The organism is Plectonema radiosum NIES-515, from assembly GCF_025753815.1.
Classification (GTDB): Bacteria; Cyanobacteriota; Cyanobacteriia; order Cyanobacteriales; family Nostocaceae; genus Hassallia; species Hassallia radiosum_A.
Map to the genome: position 1 here is coordinate 1 of NZ_JAOWRF010000197.1, position 18581 is coordinate 18581.

Consider the following 18581-nt stretch of genomic DNA (forward strand, 5'->3'; position numbering starts at 1 on the left):
ATGGGATTGTGGGGTTGTGGGGTTAATTATTTGATGATTTATTTTTTTGATTTTTCTAGCATCTCTTTTACAGCCATGTCTATTTCTCTCCCAAAATCAGCTATTTTTTCTTCAGGAATGAATTTACTGGTTATTCTAAAAATCATCGTGACAGCATTGGTAAATTCTTCGACAGTGAAACCTTGATTTTTTAATTGTTCAATCCTCATTTTTTGCATTCTTTCAGCATGTTTTCGCTCTTGTTCTAGCAATGTTGTTTTTAATTTCAAGAGTTCAGTAAGTGTGATTTCTTTTTGACTTAAACTCTGAGAAAGTTTTTTCTTGAGTAATTTATTTAATAAATCTAACTCCCCAGTTCGGCTTAGATTATCAAAATTTTCATCGACTAAATCATCAAATATAACTCCGTCATCAGATGTCGTATTCGTCGTTTTCAGGAAAATACTTTCTAGTTGTTGTATCCGCTTCTTTGAGATTGCCATAGTAATTTATTTCTTCTTCTAATTTTTCAAGTCTACTTTGTAGATGTGCGTCATGAGCCTTCCCTGCTACATTCAACATCGCCGTGATAGCGCTCACTCTCACTCTACTTGGCACTTCACTATCTAGCGCTATCATGCATAATTCTTTAGCAGCTTGTTGTGAATGAAGTACAATTTCTGCTACAGCCGCAGTGAACATAGCTGACATAGCCTCTCGCATCAAAGCTTTAAATCTTGGTAGTTGCCTCCATCTTTCTATACTTTTAATAGTTAGACCTGTGTTTTTTGCGACCGTGGCGGTGCTGTAACCAGCTAATATCTGAGTCAACGCAGAGTACTGTAATGGGGTCAAATCAGGTGTTAATTCGTCAGATTTTGTCATGTCTATTCGGTGTAAATTGTTAGGGTTTTAAATCGAATTATCAATCTCTAGCATCATTTGACACTAAAGATTGTTTATTCACCACTTGATTACTTCGGTTATGTCACCCCGTCCTTTATTGTCATATTGTCCAAGATTGTATTTTTTATTATGGTCATCAATGCTGGTTTGATGCTCTTTCATCCATACTGATACAGCTTGTCCATTACACCCCGATATCTGTCTTAAGCCTTGGTTATTCACACACCAGCGCTTCTCTGTAGCTGAATCGTTGTAAGTGGTGATAGCTTCAAAAGCACGGCGTATCTTCTCATTTACAGCATCTTCACCACGTAACTTTTTTAATGATTCAGTGTCAATATCTTGTAAATTTCTCTCAGGTTTTTGGGCTTTAGGTTCCGGTTGCTTATCTAGCATTTCTAACAATTTACTGATAACTGATTGTTGATTTTCTAAACCCCATTCGGTTTGTAATTCTTTGATTCTTGCGAATGCTTCTGAGTCCACACTTACTGATTTACGTTCTTTTCTCGTGTTAGTTTCTTCTGTTTTTTCAATGGTTTTAGTTGTCATAATTTCCTTAGTTTCGATTGGTGTAAAAGTAATTTCAGGTGTGTAAGGTACTTCGCTATCAATGTAGTAATCGCTGTAGCCTAGCGTTGTTACCAAGTGCATTAAATCGCGGTCGGATACTTTAGCGGAGTCTACAAAGTGACCTATCGCACGGCTAGCCCACAGGAGACGATTAATATTTTTAGGACAATCGCGCTCTGTAATCAAGTTGACGTAAACCGCTCTAAGCGCTTTGGGGTTTAGCTCGGTGTCTTTTTGACGTTTGGGTAATGAAGTAAAGTTACGCTGAACAACACGTCTTAAGCTATTGCCTCTACGGTCATCAATACTCGCGTTGATTTGTTCGGCGTAGGTTCCCTTAGCTGTTTCAGTTTTGACAAATTCTAAAATTTCCTTGGTTTCTGGCATCGCTTGAAATCGCTCAAAAGCTTGCAGGAAAGAGACAGCGGGAACTAGTAAGCCAATACGGTACTCGGTGCGCTCATCTTCTGCCACGTCATATTCTCGCTTTTTTGCTTGCCCTCGAAACTGAACAAAGTAACCAGGCTTGAGGTAGGCGGGTAACTTTTCTTCTAGGGTGAAGCTACCACGGGCTAAAATCTCAATCGGTCGTCTACCGCTAGCAGCTATCAAACCTATCGCCAATTCGTGAGGGTCACTACTTTGGAGCAACTTAACAGTGGTTTCCAGATAGTCATTTACTGGTATTTCTTGCTGGTTTTCTAGGCGGTCTAGTACCACTGTCTTAGTATTGATGCCGTCTTTACCGTTGAAATTGGTATCGGCGATGCCTGTAAATTTGAAGTGTAGATGACGTTTCCAGTAGCTACCATCCGAGCGAGTTTGAATATATGCGTTTTCACCTTCTGTTAGGTTGTCATCGGGAATCGCTGTAATCAGTTTGTTATATGGGGTTAGTTTGTTGACGCGGGTTTTAGGTTTGTCGGTTTCATTGAATAAGTCATCGGTCAAGGTTTCGCATACGGTCTTGATTTCATCGGGATTGTGTAGGTCTTTGATGCGGTCGAAGTACTCTTGCGGTGTCATGTCCGGTTACGTTGTTTTCTTAACTGGTTTTATAATAACGTAACTGGTTATGATGTGTCAATACTTTTTATCAACTAGTTGACAAATAAAAACCCGCCATTGTGGACGGGTTGTAGTGGTAAATAGAGTGTTATTGATGGTTTCTTGTTTATAAAAATTCTTGCAATTCTTTCAATAGTGTTTGATTATCTTTCCATATACTGATTTTTCCATCACGATAGATTTTGGCAATGAATGGTGCGGGGTTTTTCCGAACAAATTCTTGCATCAGTGTAATTTTTTTAATAAAATATCTGCCATCTCTTTACCGGATATACTTTGGGATGCAAAAGCAAACATTTTAATTTCAGCGCGTGTTACAGCCATTCTTTCTAACATATTTTTACCGATGCTACTATCTTTAGTCAGAACAACCCATCCTCTTTTACCTACTTCTGGCAACCAATCTACATCTTGTGCGCCTTGACCAAAATGTGCATCGTGTATTTCAACATTTACGCCTACTTTACGAAGCGTTTCTACAATACATTTATTACCTAGACACCTATCTATAAAAAAGGTAATAGATTGAATATCGGTCATACTGCAACAGGCAGTTCGCTACGAATAGCCTCTTCAATTTTGAAACGTTCACATTCATAATCATATACAAGGTCGTCAATTGAATCACCAGCCTGATATCGCTCTGCCAAAACACGAGTAGGAATACCTGTTTCTGCAATCACAAGACGACCAAAAGCTACTCTAGGATCTATGACAACTATACGTGGGTTGTTTTCTTCAACAGAACGTGTAAACGGATAAATTTTAATTGCAAGTCCCGTATCGTCCGGTTCGATTCGTTCAAGATGAGTATTAAAAGCTTCTTTCATCTCAATTATTCCACGTTTAGAGGCATTAAGGAGACTACCGTATCGCTCAATGAAAAGGTCAACACCATCAGTACGAAAGCTTTCATGTGCTAGAGGATGGGACACTTGAAACTTTTCATTAATGTAGTCAAGAGCTATTCGCACCTGATCCAGTTGAACTTTGTGGTTTTTGCGAATTGCACGAAGAATGTGTACTTCTATTAAGTTGGTAAATGAAAGCAATCGTGGTTTAATGTTTTTAATTTCAATAACAGGTTTAAAGAATTTAGATCCATTTTTAGTCGGATAATGCCTTCCCACTGTCCAAGTTCTAATTGTTCCCGCAGGAACACGCAAGTATCGAGCAACATCACCAATAGAGTATGTAGGTATATTTCTAGGGTCGCTTTCTCCATAAATATCTGCCATAGTTTTTTGTGTGAATAGGGTTATTGTCATTATATTTTTTGGTAATGAAATAATAAAGATTACGTGTATAAAAGATGACAATCAATATCTCAGTTTTTTAATTTGATAAGTTTTATTTGGAACCGGGTTCAATTTAATCTGACTGTTTAAAATCGGGGATAATAAAACCCGCACTATATTTATGCCTAAAAAGCCCCACTTTTTATCGTGTGGCAAGTGGGTATATTGGCAGTTTTTAACGACTTCCGCACAACTGATCGCAATCACCGGAAAGTCACGTAAAGTTTTAATTTCTGTTTGAAGCTAAAAGTCTCCTATTACCGCTTCAGAATTACAGACTCTAGCAAGTAAATTTTTAGATGCTGTAGAATCAGCCGTTACTATCAAAGTATCTTCATACTCACCACCTTCATATACTATTGTTTTAGTTGCAATCCAAGAAGGGGAAGCCGCAACACGAGCGTCAAAATTCAATCTTGTATCTTTTTGCACTTTTCCAAATCTGCACCAGGGGGTTACACCAGTGGCATAACTTGCAGATTCGTCAAAATATAATTGATATTTAGAATTTCTAGTTGGTTTTGTTTTGGTTACGACGTAATGAAAGCGTCTATTTCCGTCTTTTTGAATCTCTACGTGATTAGCGTCTAAATACAGTTTGACACCATCATTAGTTCTACCGGGTATTTCTTGATAATCGTGGAACACTGCTTGAGCTTTGTTTTGAAACAAATTTAGTAATAGTACAAAAGTCAGCAATACTTTGGGTAATCTCATTTTTTAACATCGATAATATTTTATATAAGTAGTTAAATATAAACTATCGTGTGTAGACAAAAGTATGTTTGTCTTTATACTAAAAACACAAAAGCTTTTAAATAGGCTTACTTACCAATATCAAGTAGTTCATATCTGATAAAAGCTTCTCTACCATTACTTTTTACAAGTATTAGAATCATTTACAGCAATGTCGTCTAAAATGCATTTCCTGACATTTTCGCCAACAGGACTCAACATCGCCAAACTTGCAGCCGCTCCTAAAACCTGTTCGTCGCTGACTTCCAAGTATTTCTGTAGCTGCTCTAAGTTCCTATGCCCGGATATCTCCTGAATCACTCGTAAGGGAATACCAGCGTTACTCATCTGGGTTAACGCTGTACGCCTAAAGCTGTGTGTCGATACACCAATTATCCCGACTTGTTTACAAGCTTCTCTCAATATCCGAGCGGCTGAGTCATGGCTAATATGTCCGTCACTGCGACCGGGAAACAGATAAATATCACCGCTAATCGGATAATAATTATTCAGCAATTGGCGTAAATCTTCAATCACTGGGATAGATCGCGTTGCTAACTTGCCCTTAGTGTTGGCTTTGCGAATTATCAGCCGTGGTCTAACTTTGCCGTTTGCGGTGTAAATGTCTTCAGTTAGCAGGGTGCAAGCTTCACGGATTCTACAGGCGCTAAACAGGCACACACCAAACAAGGTTTTATCACGCTCTGAGGCTAGTCCATTGCTAAAAACTAGCTGTATCTCTGAAGTATTGAGAATTTTGGCGCGACCGTGCCTGTTGATTTTCATCGCTTAAACAAAAACTGCTGTAACCCACAAGGTACAACAGTTTGAGGTATTATTTTCCGGAACTATGTTTTTAAGCAGCTTGTTGGCGTTTTAACTCTTCTATCAATGCCCGACACTGCCTACTAGCTTGTATGGCTTGTCCATGTAATTCGAGCTTGCGCTTGCGATTTTCCTTTGGCTCAAGTGGTATAGCTCTTGCTTGATTGCTTAATGTGGCTGCTAGATGACTGTATTCCTTGATTTTGGCTTTAAGCTCATCCATAATTCATTCCTCATATTCCGCTATCACAACTTCTAAATTCTCCATCTGCTGATATAGTATATCGGCTCTGGCTTGAAGCAAGTTCGCATCTTCATAATCGCCTGAGTCTACGGCATCATCTGATAGACTGTTTAACTCCTCTACTATTTCATCCAGTCTGTCGTACACTCGCAACAACGCTTCAATTGTTGATTGTTTCATTTTATTTTCTCTGTAGCACCCTTTGGTTGAAATTGTGGTACGTCCGATTGCATTGTATGACCTAAGAGTATTACTACACCTAACAGCGCGATTAATCCTCCGGTGATTGCTTTCACTGGAATCTCTGAAGCCTTCCACCGCCTAGCCTCATATTTGTTAAAAGCTAGATGCACCATTGCTAATTGCCACGGCATGAGGTCAAACCATTCTCTTGACTTCTCAAGTTTGACGTTACAGGCTTTGAACTGTTGATGTATAGCACTTTCAACCGTTGCCATATCCTCAACTTCAATCATCCTAACTACGAGATAATCTGTGGGCGGTTGGTTACTAATTAATGTGTCAAGCCTTGATTCTGGGTTCCGGCTGAGTCCAATCTTGTACCGTCCTAGCACGCATCCAGGCAACCATCCATGAAAACCCTTTGCTTTAAACAAGTAGATATACCCAGCAATATTGTCGTTGCGTTGATGCCATGTCATAGAATTTAGGTGTCCTTGCGAATTGGTAAGGAACGATAACCTGGGGAAAGTTTGACCACCCGCCCCAGGCTTTTGATTACAAGTACTTCATACCTGAGACATTAATAATGTGGGGGTTTTCCAATACCTCACAAGTACCGTTACCTACTCCAGCGGTGACAATCTCAGTAACTTTCGCGGCTATAATCTCACTTGCGAAACCACCGCCAGTACAATAAATCGCGCCACCGCTTACTAGTATCTGAGAAGATTTTGTGAGAATATCAGCAATACTTGGATTATCAGCTATCCAGTTACTCAAGCCATCAGTCACGCTTTCTGCTATATTTTCAGTCCGACCGCCTACCCGATAAGGAACTAAAAAGCCTTCATTTTCGCTTTTACAAGCCTTTAAAGCTTCAAAGATACTGTTTAAGCTTTTAGTCTCTCCACCAATATCGGTTTTATTCAAGCTTACAAAGATTTGACTAGCTAGATTTTGCATTCCTCCCCCACTGGCAACACTCCGACTAAGCACTTTAGGTAATCTCCTACCAATACCGTAAGATGTCAGCGTCAGGGTTCCGCCACCGAGGTCAAGTATTGCAAAGTTAGTTATTCCATCTGGTAAAGAATTCCTTGCCGACAGCGCCGCGCCATAACCTTCACTGTAGATAAATTCAGACTTCAGATTTTTGAATTCGACAGTGAACTCTCGACCGCGATAATTAAACCCCTCAATACCGTTTAAGATTTTGCTGATATCACCTTGGTGATTACTGGATAGACTGAGTAGCTTGATATCCACACTTAAGCGAATTGGTTTTGTTTTGTAGCGACTGCGTTTGTCTTCCAGGATGTCATCAAGGAAGTCTGAATCGCTGGTAAGTGCGCCAAGTACCCAGACATCAAGCCTCTTAATCTTGTTATCCTTCTGAGCCTCAACTAATTCGCCTAGTACTGATTCACAACCGCGACCGACTACATAATTTTTCTTTTTGTACTGGAAACAACCCGACATACCAGAGGGTAAATCTCCTTTGATTTCCTTGTAGACGCTTTCAATGGTTGACTCGTAGCCATTTAACAGGAACTTGATACGCTTACTTCCAGCATCAAGGATTAGTGAGCAATCAATAGTAGGATTCTTGCTCTCTCTAGGCTTACTTACTTTTGTAATTTTTGGTTGTTCTATTTGTAACACTGTTAAATCTTGTAATGGTTGTTGAGTCTGTGCGCCGTTAGCCTCGATATTCATAGTCGTTCCTTTTTAAATTGGTTAATTTGTGCTTGTCATCCGCATGTTACGCGCAGTAGTACGCTTTATTGAGAAAATAAAAAATGATTGCGACTGAACTATTAGGAGAAAATTAAGGTAGTTGCTATTAGTTTGGTAACTGTTAATAAAAGCACTGATAAACAGTCTTTGATTTTTTACTAACATTAATCGTGTGATATCTCTCAAAAAACCCCATACCCCGTATAGGTAAAATCCTGTGTGATATCTCTCAAAAATCTTTACGCAAAATCAAGGGTTTCAGCCGTCGGTGTGGGATATGTGTGTGCTTTATCTAAACCATCACACACAATCACAACACCCAATATTTTGCTAATTACTGTTAGCTAATCCATCTTTTTGGTTTTTCAGAGCAGGTTTTACATGAATAATATTGCTCTCCTTTGGCATTAGTCCCATTTTTAACTACCGCACGACTTCCGCAATGGGGACACACAATATCGTTAACGGGAGTTTCCACAATCGCTTTTTGTGTTTGCGTGTCAACACCCATTACATCGCTGTAGTCGTAACTATCGAATACAGGTAGTTGAATGAATTTTGGCAGTCCGGTCAACGGCACGGCTAACGCAAAACGATAAGCACCAGAGTCAGTGAAGATATCCAAGCCCAATTCTTCATTCATCCTGTCGCAGTACTCTTGAATCTTCCGATATTGGTTGAGCAACTTAGTCTTATCTTCCGTGGTTAAGGTGGTTAGCTTCTCTATAGCAGTTCCAGCGTTAGTAACAATATGAAGCTGCACAGCATTATTCCAGTTGCTATGAGTCATACCCGGTACTTCATTAGCATCAGCAGATTGTCCGATGTAAATAACTCCCACATCAGCGTGAGAACCTTCTTTCAAAGAAACCTTAATTAAGTCGCGGAACTTAGCACCTTCTTTCAACTGGGTAACTGTATTGTCAACTTCATCAAAAATGTAAAGAACGAATTGATGATTATGTCCATGTCGGCGGTCATCGATTAACTGACAAAGTTCTTTCATTCCTTGCAAATTGTCTTCATGGCTCATCCCTGCTTTGGGCATATCCCAATAATCTTTTTTACTTCCGTGCTGTGGATCGTAAAGTCGAATTTCACCTTTGCCTTTGCGCGACCGCATGATAGCCAGTGCCAAATTTTTAGCTGTGGGAGATTTACCGCCAGTGCTACCAGCAGTAATTCTTACTCGTTCCCATCGTTTGACATAAGTTTCAAATTTGCTAGCAGGTATCCAGATTGCATCTATATCTGATTTGGCGGTGTCTTTCTTCTCTCTGGCTTTCCAAACTAGACTAGCTACCATTAATCCTTTGTCAGCGTCCCAATCAAAAGTTATCGGTTTAAGAGTCAAACACAATTGCTGTAAAGCATCTGAATGTTCGTTTAATTCCTTGAAAACAAGGGTACGCGGGTTATTGTCGGTGTGGTAGTAGATTTTTGATTCATAGACATCGCCAGTAGTAAAAGCGCGGTCTAACTTTATTCCCTTGCTCCAAAAATATTGGATGATGATGTTACCCTTTGTTAGTTCGTTGCTACCTGTTGCTAGTCGCCATACTTGCGGCTGATTAAGCTTATTTAGCTCATCTTTCAAGGCTACTTTTTCTAGTGCCAAGCTTTCTATTTGGGCGATTAAATCAAAGACTTGACCTCTCATTTCTTCTAGGGAATTAACATTGTCTTCCAACTTTTCGCCTAAATTATTAAGCTGATTCTTCTGGAAAGAATTATATTCACCTAATAAATCCTTGGCTTTATCTTTTGGACAGTGAGTAGTTTTCATGTCCGCTAAAGTGGTGTAGGCATCTTCCAGAGAGCGTCTTTCATCAAGATTCAGTAGGTTTCTAAACTTAGTCTTTAATGCTGTTTGCTCATCCACAATACGAGAATAAATGCTCAAAACATCGGTGACGATATCAGATAAATCACCGTCAATAACTGAGATATTTTTGAGTAATTCGCAGTGTGTGTCGTAGTGAAGTTGTAACTTATCTTTGAACGGGATTAAATTAGCATGGATGGCTTGATAGTCTTCGCTCTCCAGTTTCTTGTTAATTGACTCATCCAAACTGTTAAAAAATTTGTAAATACGTTCGTTAAGATGTTCCGAAATAAGTCCTTTAAAAACGTCTATTAATTCCTGGTATCGAATATCCTCACACTGCAACTTATCTTCTAATTCTTGGGTTTTGAGTTCAAAATCTACAACTAACTGCTTAACCTTACCTTGCAGAATTTGGATAGTCTGATTCTTCAGATTGATTTCTTCAGTGGCTTGATGTAAGTCGTCTTTGAGTGTTTGGGATTGTTTCAGTAGTGCTGATTGTTCCTCATATTTTGTGTTTAATGTCTTCCATTCCTTCTCATGTTTCGCGACGATATCAGCTAATTGGTTGTTAGCCTTATTATGGTTACTTCTGCTAATAAATTCGCTACTAACTGCCAAAGTTCCACTAGCAATGATGATATTTAATGCTAATGGTTTCATGTTATCTTCTGATTTAACAAAGCTGAGAACACCACCAAGGCATAAGAGAGAAGCTACGACAGTAAGACCGCGTGATGCAGATTTAAGTGAAATATTCATGATTACTCCTAATAGTTTAATAGAGGGGAATTTCACCCCTAATACGTGTTCTAAAACTCAACTAACCGCGCTTCTAGTTCCTCTCGCTTGATGTCGTTATCTCTGTGTGAACCCTCAATCACTAAGCGGATACGGTCGTTTTTAGTGCCTTGCAATTGGAATTTTAAATCCCATTCATCCTCAATACCATGAGTGAGATTCATGGTTCCCTGTGTGGCTACACGTTGCTGATACAGTAACTCTTCAGTCTGTTCTAGCTTGGATTGCTCTGTCTGATATTTAGTATCAGCAATCTCGTTTTTAACCAGTTTTGTAGCTGTCTCAATGCCCACAGTGGAGAAGTCAACAAAATCACCCATTAATCGGCGTTGTTCTGTGGCAACTGCTACGACTTTTCTACCCTGCTTAATCTTCTCTAATCGGACTTCGAGAGCATTGTTTTGACGCTGGATTTTGAGTTTCTCCCGGTTAGCGTCTACCGCTTTCATCTCTGGAATATTGGCATCAGCAGCGTAGGGATTAGAGCCTAATAAATCGCTGATTTCAATTTCTGCTACCCCATACTTTGAGGCAATTTCAGAAGCTTTGTTTAAGGATTGTTTAGAATCATCAGTTACAGCACTGCTACCACCGCTTACAGCTTGGCGTACAGTTCTAGCAGCGCGTTCTACTGTCTTTACACCTTGGGCTACGTTTTTTACTCCATCAACAACGGCATTAACAGCGTCAGCGGGTTTCTGGAAACGAGATTTTACCCTATCAAAAGCTTTTTCAGCGTTCTCATGGCTTTGTTCCTCAACAGTTTTACCTTTTTCAGCGGCGTAGCGCTTAGACCCGGTGAGCGATCCATTTTCTTTTTTCTTTACTGGCATGAGATAATATCCTTAGTTTCGTTTGTGGTTTATTGCGGAACTGTGGCAGGATTGGCTTTCCTCCTTTCCTGCCATTGATTATTTACCAGAGAAAAACTCTGCTTTATCTCGGATTAATTGACAATATTGTGACTGTAAATCGTTATCAAGACAGTGATTTTTAGTGGGTGCAACAACGAATTTACCAATACTAAAACATGTAGCACCTACTAGGATTAACTGCAAGAAAAAACGTATGTTGTCTGTTAGTATGTACCCCGATTTTTCTTTCAATTGGTTCTGATATTTCACAGCTTTGAGCAAGAATTCCATCATTTTTAATTCTTCGGTAACATCACCACCAACACGGACTTTACGGTAGGTTTCTTGTTCAAGTATTCGTAGTTTTTCATCCGTTTTTATCAGTCCTAGCTGATAGGATTCGCGGTCATGTTCGCGGGTTGCTTCGGTCAATTTCAAGTAATAATCTGTAAGATTTTGAAGTGTTTTTAATGGTTGCATGGTGTTTTTCCTTAGAAATTCTCTATTAAGCTAGCCAGTCGTAAAATTGTTTCATCAGCTTGGTTGTTGATGTGATTTTGTTTGTGTGTTGGTTGGAATGCTGGCTCAAATGTAGAAGAATCGAAAGCGTAGCCGATGGGTGCTTGCGGTTGTTGTGGTGTAGGTTGTGGTTGTGGCTTATTGCCGAAAGCGTACCCTAAACCCTTACAATCTAAAATCAGGTAATTGCAAATTTCAGCTAAATCAGAGATTCCCATCTGTGCGCCAATTGTTTTTAAAAATTCAATGTTGTGAGCGCGGATGGTGAGGCGTTGAGATTTTTGTGCAGACATAGTATGATTTAGGGGTGATTTCCTTGCAGGGAATTGATGTAGAGTCCGGGTTTTGGTTGCGAGCCTTGCCCGGACTTTTGATTTAAGATTTTTCTACGATTTGAGTTACTTTAAATTCATTAAGATTTTCTCGTAGAATTGCTAAATTTTGTTCAGTATTGTCGTGAAAAACTATGTAGAATTGCGCTGGTGTATTAGGCTTAAAACCGATTCCAATACCGCCCTTAAACTTGATTTTGTGTAGTCCTTTTTCCAGATAGTCATAAATTGCTTCAGCTTGAGGGGAGTGTACATTAAAGGTTTTAGTTGTCATCGGGTTGTATTTCGTGTAGTTTATGTAGTGTTTTGTAAGCTTCTGTATCGTAATCGTTCACTACAGGTATGTGATGATGCTTTAAGTCAGGATTACTTTTTAAAAAGTCGATAGCCGCACCGTAGCTTGAAAAAGTACCGTGAGATGTGTTGAGATTGCCAGTTAAAACATTTAGCAGTGTTTGTGGTCTATCCCATGCGGACATGTGTTTTTCCTCATAAGCCAGAATTGCTTGGGCGGTAGTTTCTGAATCAGCATCAAGGATATTGCGGTAGGTTTTGTATTTGTAAATTACATCCGCAGGTTTATCCATTTTTACGAAAGTAGGTCGTGAAACACCACGTAAAGTACCTTTAAATAATTCGCCACAATGTAAGCAAAGGTGTGTCCGGTGTGGGTCGATAGCCCATTGATCAATGTCGTGATGAGCTAAATCGCATAGTGGGCAGTTGAGGTTTTCTACAGTGATTTCCATTTCGTTATCTCCAAATAATTCAAAGGTTTAAAGTAATTTTGTAACTTCGTAATTGCAAGCTGGCACGGCATACCCGCTACCGTAGATTTCTGTGAATTCTCCATCTACTGCTTTAACTAATAAGAAACCAAAATCGTTATCAGATAAACCGATATGAGATAGTGTCGCGGCAACGTCTTGTGAGTCTGTAATTAAAGCGTAATCATCGGAATTAAAGTCTCTGACGTAATGTGTTGTCATGTTGTTAGGTCCAAAATCAAAAGAGTACTGAGTGATATCGTAAAGGGTTGTAGGGTCAGGCGTTTGAGATTCTAGACAACAGTAGGGGTATTCGGTATCCATTTTATTTCCTAAAATTTTGCTAAGTAATCGAGAATGGCTCGTAAATCTTCCAGGCTTAAATCTGTGATCGAGTAGGTCTCTTGATTGGTTAGTTGGTAGTCTTCAGCGCAATGGGTACGGTAGGCGGTGATTGTTTCCGATAATTGTTCGCTGAGAGATGTGATTTTAGCTAGTAGGTGTGCAGGGTGATTTTCTTCAGGGTTCATGAGTTATCTATATATTGTGCGGTGGTGTGTCGGGCTTAAACTCGCTCGGTGTTTGTAAAGGTTCTCTCCCTGTCGGTTGCGGTTGTTTGCTCTCTAATCCTTTAATATAGCTCAAACTATGCGACTATATTACTACTCGACTATACTAATATCTGATAATAAACCTGTCAGAGTATAATAAACTCTGATACTCGACTATACGAGTACTCGGTTAATATAGAGAGATAGTAAACATGAGTAAAGTTATGATTTGCCGATTAAAAAAATTAATGGATGAAAAAGGGTTAAATATTGCCCAATTATCCAAAGAAGTAGAAGTGACAGAGAATGCTATTCGTGGTTATTCAAAAAATAGTTTTAGCCGTATCGACTGCCAAGTAGCAATTAAATTGTGTAGCTACTTTCAAGTTGAAGTAGGTGAAATGTTTGTCATTAAAGAGGTAGTTGATAATGATTAAAAACCAAAACCCTATTACATATTGCTGTAACAGGGTTTTGGTTAAATATAAAAATTTCGGTGTATAGTCATATTTTACAACTAATTTACCTTTATGTGTAAATACTTTCTAATAGCAGATGTATACCCAGTCAAGCTTTTATCAACTAGTTGATAATTTCTCATGTGTTAATTATTAGACAGATATAAAAACATTAGGTAAATAATGAACAACGCAATAGATATTGAAAACCAAGTATTCCCTGTTGAGGAGTACCCGCTTCCGCGTAGACTTTCTGATTTTGATGATTCATTATCAGCACGGAATTATCTAATCGAGCTACCACAGCGTATGGCTCTTAATTGTGGGGAAAATACAGACTTACGTGATATGAAAGCTGCTGTAGATAATACGGCATTGCTAAGTGAGTGCTTTAAAAAACTTGCTAAATTACCCCTCCCTAAATGGATCGCGCTAAGGGAAAAATACGGTGAGCAAAAGAACAGGCAAGATTAAAAGCAACTATCAACTAGTTGATAAAAAATTGAGGTTTGTATACCCACTTTTTAAACTCATCAACTAGTTGATATAGATTTTTGCTTTGGCAAGTTAATGTGCAACAGATGAAGACTGTAATTTTGATTCTATAGCGGCTAATCTAGCTGACAGTGTTAAAAATTGTTCCTGCACACCAGTTTTACCCATAGCCGCTCTTAACGCACTCATTACAAATTCTGATTGCTGCATTCCGTTTGAAGCTGCAAACTGTCTTATTTCTTCTAATTCTTCAGGACTGATACGAACAGTTAAGTGTGAGTCTTTTCTAGCCATTTTTAATAATAGTCCGGTTTATTTTTACTGTAACACATTGTTAGCACAAAAGTTAATCCGATGTTAATCCATTGTGTTACACTTAAACAACTGGCATATAATGGGTTACATTGTTAGTCCATTGTAATACATTAAAAGGGTGAGTAAAAACACAACCAACCTCGCACCATAAATGAGGAATTGTCTTAACACCTCTATAAAAACTAGACACACAAACTCTAAAAATCTCAAAAAACCTAAAACAATGACAACCATATCTTCTAAAACCATGCAACCTGAACAAGAATTCAAACGTGCTTTTGAACCCTTAACCAGTCGTAAAGATGGTAAAGCTCAATTGACTTATGCAGGATATCAGCACAGCATCAATAAAAATGGTGGAGCATTCTTAAAAATTGTGTTTTCTGTTTTAGATGTGACGGGTAAAAATCCTGCAAACATTACTGTACTTTCTTCCTATCGATACAGCGATAAAAATGTTTTAGGAAGATTACTTACACTTATGGGTTATTCTCATCAATCTAAAATAGTAATTGCTGATGCTGATGATGAATTCGGACACATTGTTGAGGAAAATTTAGAAACAATTTATGATTTTTTAGATGAACAAAAAGGACTTGTTTTTAAAGCTTTTTGCACTGTTTCTGAATCAGATACTTTCTACAGAATTGATGTCAGTTCTATCGAAGCTTGTCTTGATAAAAATGGGAAACACAAACGCGCTTATGAAGCTTCTGAAGGTATTGGTAATGAATCTTTGAGTATCGATATTGATGCCCAAGGTGGAGACAACTAACATCGACTGGTAAGTAAAAAGCGGTTAAGTAAAGGTATTTGACCGCTCACCAAAAATATTCTTTTTCTATATTACTTACTTACCAGTCTCCTAACCAATTAAATTAAGGAGACTTTTAACATGTGTACATATACTACAATTGTAACCTCGTTTGACGATGATGACGATGAATTTGGCGGTTTAATGGTCGATATTGATGTGTTAAAAGCCAAGTCCGGTGTAATTGATGAAGACGATGAATTTGGCGGTTTAACGATTGATATAGAGGTACTTAAAGCGAAATCTGACAACAATATCCAACAAGAAATTGAATCAATAGTAAAAACAAACAAAGATAAAACACTATCACAAACAGTATCAGAAGTACTAAACCTTCCTATTGGATGGGATGAATTAGGATGTGATGCCGAATATATCCCACAAACAAACTACCCTACACTTCCGTTGTGTATTACTCTTTTTAGTGGTAATAAAAGTGCCGAATATCTTCATCCTGAAAGTCATCCAGGTAAACATTCTGCGGTCATGGTCGATGTCAAACGTAAGATGAAAATGATAGGAGAGTTACAAAGTTTAAGGGTGTTCAAAACTCCTTTTGTAATCTTGGATTTTCTCAACGATGTCTATAACATTCAATGGAGACCAATTAAAGATTTACAACGTAAACGAGTTAAAACTATTAAATTGTATTTCTTTTTCAGCTTCAAAGACTTAGAGTTTTTATTTGCTAAGACACCAGATTTTCTATATTATTGTTTGGCATATTTGGAGCGAATAAGACGCATTACCACCAAGTTTAATAAACCAATTTGCTTACCCTATGAACTTTATTTACCTACGAAAAAGGGTATGCAATGGCAGGCTTTATCAATTGAATTAGTAGATATATGTGCAATGCAAGGTAGTAAAGGACTGAAAACATATCTGCAAAATGTTGGACTACCCACTGATGAAAAAACTGTTTGGGATTGGGATAAAAATGGTAACGCTTTGGACTTCCTAATACAAAAACCGCGTGATTTTATCAATTACATTAGGGGTGATGTCAAATATTTGAAAGAAGTGTATACACGAACAGTAGAATTTTATAACGATATCGCGGCTACAGTGGGCGTAGAACCTCAACCGGACTGGGGACTGAGTACAGGTAAGATTACAGCAAAGATTACGTCAGAATGGCTTGCATCGCGTCCTAATGTGATGTTACCTACTTCCATTGATGAGAATGATGAAGACCTGGCAGGAATGAAACCACTTTACTGGTACAACCGCCTAGCTAGTCCGGAGTCGATGAAGCAACTGAGTCATCTGGTAGGTAACAAGGCACTTCTTTACTTAGGAATGACGGACGGTGGTAGATGCGTTAAAGAGCGGTCAACTATTGACGTGCTAGACGGCGTGTTGATCGATATCGATATCAATGGCTGTTACGGCAACGGATTAAAAAATCAAATATTCCCTATTGGTAATCCATCAATAATTGGCTTTCCTCTTACCTTTGGGGAATGGGAAAAACAGTATAGTCAATACGTAATTCCTGGTTTATGGGTAGCTCGGATTAGTTGGAAAGATGCACCTTTTAAACAGGACTTATTACTAAGTAAAGAAGAAAAAACATTTACCGCGTGGGAAAAATATCAATCGCATTTTGCAGAAAACAATAGTGACGCTGATAAACAATATGATGCATCTATGTACCTGGCAACTAATCAAGTTCACATGGCTGCATTTAACCACGATTTGTATCAAGTAATTCTTAAATACGCTTCTGATAAAGTTGAATTACCTTGGATTAGAGAAAACGCCATTGTAGAATGTTTTGCTTATTACGATAAACGTGATGAAGTGGAAAAAGTAATCCCTGAAATGTGCGAAATGAAATCGCTCAAAGAACTCAGTGTTTGTGGACTTACTTGGAATACAAACTGGGTACGTGTCGAATTAAAAGAATTAGCAGGAACATTAATTGATAGAAGAGGAAAACACAAAAATAGAATTGAATTGTATAACGATATTTTTGGAAAAAACAACAAAAAAGCTGTCATTGAAAATGTAATAAGTAAAACGATTAATGATGATGATGAATTAAGTAAAGAAGATTTTCTTTATCAAAATTCAATACAAGAATTTATAAAACTAATTGTCAACACGATTTATGGATGTATTGCTAGTAGTTACTTTGCTGGAGACGGAACCGGAATAAGTAATTTTATCATCGGCAACAACATCACATCACGGGCTAGAACACTTGCTTGGTGTATGGGTAAAGGACTTTACAGTTTAATGTCTGTGACCGATGGTGGAGTATTTGACTACAACAAAGTAGCTTATTATCGTAGGAAATCATTAAATATTTTCACTGAGTTAGGGTTTGAAAACTTAAAAGGTAGTAACGGACAAACGGTAGTAGATATCAAACCTTTACTTGATAATAGTGTCGATAAAAAAGATATTTTTGACATATTAAAAGGTGATAACCACGTACAATATTTAGCTTGGAATCATCTAAAAAATCAATTTGGTGAGTTAGATATTTTCGCATTAAATCAATTTAGTTTTGAAGTGAAAAAAATCTACACCAACTGCCAAATTAGAAACAAATCAGACTATCGACTTTACAATTCAATCAATGGAGAGGTAACTATAAAAATTAGAGGGTTGTCTAAGAAAAATGGTAAAGACGGTGATGATGTTGCCTCAAGTATTTTTGAAGATATTCTGAATGGAGAGAAAGCAATTCATGAACTGACTAGTAAACGATTATTAGGACTTTCAGAATGGCAGGAAATGAATCCTGAAAAACGTAAAACATTATTACCCCACGATGAGATTAGCGAGAGTAAAAAATTCTATTCTTTCACCCCATTAGGATGTAAATTTATAAACTCAAAACACCGTACTGATGTACTGCGATTGTATGACCAACTGAGACAATGGGAAAGACCTGACTTAGTAGAATTAGTGCGACAATTAGAAAACGTAACTGATGAACAAGAGTACAAACGAGTTAAAAAATTAATTCAAAAACAAAATAAAACCAAGGAATAAAAATTTATGAGTACACTAAAAATTGATTGTGAACACAACCATACCCAAAAAGAACGTATTTCTGGAATGGATACAGGCGAACGTATTTGTTGTGATTGTGGGGAAATTTTTACAAAAGGTGAACTTTTAGAACTTCAAAAACAAAAACAAAAATTACCTAAAAGTAACCCTGAACCAATGTTCAAAAGATGGGACTCTGATTATCGTAATGAAGATGGAAGTATTCAAGATAGTGACTGGTACGGTTATTAATTAACCCAACCCCACAACCATCACCCCATATCCTACCC

The 18581-nt window shown here is 38.0% G+C and carries 25 protein-coding genes; 5 read left to right on the plus strand and 20 right to left on the minus strand.

Translation table 11 applies throughout. The features are described from left to right. Positions 1 to 38 precede the first annotated feature (38 nt). From OGM63_RS13430 to OGM63_RS13520, 19 genes are all read right to left on the minus strand, one after another. Positions 39 to 482, minus strand: coding sequence for a hypothetical protein (locus tag OGM63_RS13430; RefSeq protein ID WP_263746081.1), 444 nt, complete (start codon positions 480 to 482; stop codon positions 39 to 41). Next, a complete protein-coding gene (locus tag OGM63_RS13435) occupies positions 412 to 834 on the minus strand; it encodes a hypothetical protein (protein ID WP_263746082.1) in 423 nt (140 codons plus the stop codon). The genes OGM63_RS13430 and OGM63_RS13435 overlap by 71 nt, the downstream gene beginning before the upstream one ends. 108 nt (positions 835 to 942) lie before the next feature. After that, positions 943 to 2484: a protelomerase family protein gene (locus tag OGM63_RS13440; protein WP_263746083.1), complete on the minus strand. Its 1542-nt coding sequence runs from the start codon at positions 2482 to 2484 to the stop codon at positions 943 to 945. 267 nt (positions 2485 to 2751) lie between these two features. Beyond that, positions 2752 to 3066 carry a PIN-like domain-containing protein gene (locus tag OGM63_RS13445; RefSeq protein ID WP_263746084.1) on the minus strand — a complete coding sequence of 105 codons (315 nt, stop codon included), beginning with the start codon at positions 3064 to 3066 and terminating at the stop codon, positions 2752 to 2754. Next, positions 3063 to 3764, minus strand: a complete 702-nt coding sequence (locus OGM63_RS13450) for a DUF433 domain-containing protein (RefSeq protein WP_263746086.1) — start codon at positions 3762 to 3764, stop codon at positions 3063 to 3065. Before OGM63_RS13450 ends, OGM63_RS13445 begins: the two co-directional genes overlap by 4 nt. A 303-nt stretch (positions 3765 to 4067) precedes the next feature. Continuing rightward, positions 4068 to 4541, minus strand: coding sequence for a hypothetical protein (locus OGM63_RS13455; RefSeq protein ID WP_263746087.1), 474 nt, complete (start codon positions 4539 to 4541; stop codon positions 4068 to 4070). Between the two features lie 156 nt (positions 4542 to 4697). Then, positions 4698 to 5345: a tyrosine-type recombinase/integrase gene (locus tag OGM63_RS13460; protein ID WP_263746088.1), complete on the minus strand. Its 648-nt coding sequence runs from the start codon at positions 5343 to 5345 to the stop codon at positions 4698 to 4700. 70 nt (positions 5346 to 5415) lie between these two features. Further along, a complete protein-coding gene (locus OGM63_RS13465) occupies positions 5416 to 5607 on the minus strand; it encodes a hypothetical protein (protein WP_263746089.1) in 192 nt (63 codons plus the stop codon). Between the two features lie 3 nt (positions 5608 to 5610). After that, positions 5611 to 5808 (minus strand): hypothetical protein, encoded by a 198-nt coding sequence (locus OGM63_RS13470; protein ID WP_263746091.1) that lies wholly within the window; start codon positions 5806 to 5808, stop codon positions 5611 to 5613. Then, complete coding sequence (locus OGM63_RS13475; protein WP_263746092.1) at positions 5805 to 6290, minus strand: GIY-YIG nuclease family protein; 486 nt, start codon at positions 6288 to 6290, stop codon at positions 5805 to 5807. Before OGM63_RS13475 ends, OGM63_RS13470 begins: the two co-directional genes overlap by 4 nt. A gap of 76 nt (positions 6291 to 6366) precedes the next feature. Next, a complete protein-coding gene (locus OGM63_RS13480; RefSeq protein WP_263746093.1) occupies positions 6367 to 7527 on the minus strand; it encodes an acetate and sugar kinases/Hsc70/actin family protein in 1161 nt (386 codons plus the stop codon). A gap of 361 nt (positions 7528 to 7888) precedes the next feature. Beyond that, positions 7889 to 10138 (minus strand): transposase-like zinc-binding domain-containing protein, encoded by a 2250-nt coding sequence (locus OGM63_RS13485; protein ID WP_263746095.1) that lies wholly within the window; start codon positions 10136 to 10138, stop codon positions 7889 to 7891. A gap of 50 nt (positions 10139 to 10188) precedes the next feature. Next, positions 10189 to 11010 (minus strand): hypothetical protein, encoded by an 822-nt coding sequence (locus OGM63_RS13490; RefSeq protein WP_263746096.1) that lies wholly within the window; start codon positions 11008 to 11010, stop codon positions 10189 to 10191. A gap of 78 nt (positions 11011 to 11088) precedes the next feature. Beyond that, positions 11089 to 11511, minus strand: a complete 423-nt coding sequence (locus tag OGM63_RS13495) for a hypothetical protein (protein ID WP_263746098.1) — start codon at positions 11509 to 11511, stop codon at positions 11089 to 11091. 11 nt (positions 11512 to 11522) lie between these two features. Further along, positions 11523 to 11843 (minus strand): hypothetical protein, encoded by a 321-nt coding sequence (locus OGM63_RS13500; protein WP_263746099.1) that lies wholly within the window; start codon positions 11841 to 11843, stop codon positions 11523 to 11525. 82 nt (positions 11844 to 11925) lie between these two features. After that, on the minus strand, positions 11926 to 12156 hold the full coding sequence (locus OGM63_RS13505) for a hypothetical protein (protein ID WP_263746100.1): 231 nt from the start codon (positions 12154 to 12156) through the stop codon (positions 11926 to 11928). After that, positions 12146 to 12631, minus strand: coding sequence for a hypothetical protein (locus OGM63_RS13510; RefSeq protein WP_263746101.1), 486 nt, complete (start codon positions 12629 to 12631; stop codon positions 12146 to 12148). The genes OGM63_RS13505 and OGM63_RS13510 overlap by 11 nt, the downstream gene beginning before the upstream one ends. 27 nt (positions 12632 to 12658) lie before the next feature. Further along, complete coding sequence (locus tag OGM63_RS13515; protein ID WP_263746102.1) at positions 12659 to 12973, minus strand: DUF6839 family protein; 315 nt, start codon at positions 12971 to 12973, stop codon at positions 12659 to 12661. 8 nt (positions 12974 to 12981) lie between these two features. Beyond that, positions 12982 to 13179: a hypothetical protein gene (locus OGM63_RS13520; protein WP_263746103.1), complete on the minus strand. Its 198-nt coding sequence runs from the start codon at positions 13177 to 13179 to the stop codon at positions 12982 to 12984. Positions 13180 to 13412: 233 nt separating this feature from the next. Between OGM63_RS13520 and OGM63_RS13525 the strand changes: the two genes are divergently transcribed. Next, entirely contained in the window at positions 13413 to 13637 is a 225-nt protein-coding gene (locus OGM63_RS13525; protein WP_263746104.1) for a helix-turn-helix domain-containing protein, read from the plus strand. A 204-nt stretch (positions 13638 to 13841) separates the two neighbouring features. After that, complete coding sequence (locus tag OGM63_RS13530; protein WP_263746105.1) at positions 13842 to 14132, plus strand: hypothetical protein; 291 nt, start codon at positions 13842 to 13844, stop codon at positions 14130 to 14132. A 93-nt stretch (positions 14133 to 14225) separates the two neighbouring features. On the opposite strand, the gene OGM63_RS13535 is transcribed toward OGM63_RS13530, so the two are convergent. Then, positions 14226 to 14447 carry a plasmid mobilization protein gene (locus OGM63_RS13535; protein WP_263746106.1) on the minus strand — a complete coding sequence of 74 codons (222 nt, stop codon included), beginning with the start codon at positions 14445 to 14447 and terminating at the stop codon, positions 14226 to 14228. Positions 14448 to 14691: 244 nt separating this feature from the next. Here OGM63_RS13535 and OGM63_RS13540 point away from each other — a divergent pair, with 244 nt between their 5' ends. The 3 genes from OGM63_RS13540 (at position 14692) to OGM63_RS13550 (ending at position 18543) form a co-directional block, all read left to right on the plus strand. Further along, the gene (locus tag OGM63_RS13540; protein ID WP_263746107.1) at positions 14692 to 15243 is read left to right on the plus strand and encodes a hypothetical protein; all 552 of its coding nucleotides are present in this window, start codon (positions 14692 to 14694) and stop codon (positions 15241 to 15243) included. Between the two features lie 120 nt (positions 15244 to 15363). Then, a complete protein-coding gene (locus tag OGM63_RS13545; protein WP_263746108.1) occupies positions 15364 to 18291 on the plus strand; it encodes a hypothetical protein in 2928 nt (975 codons plus the stop codon). A 6-nt stretch (positions 18292 to 18297) separates the two neighbouring features. Next, positions 18298 to 18543 (plus strand): hypothetical protein, encoded by a 246-nt coding sequence (locus OGM63_RS13550; protein WP_263746109.1) that lies wholly within the window; start codon positions 18298 to 18300, stop codon positions 18541 to 18543. The last annotated feature ends 38 nt before the right edge of the window (positions 18544 to 18581 follow it).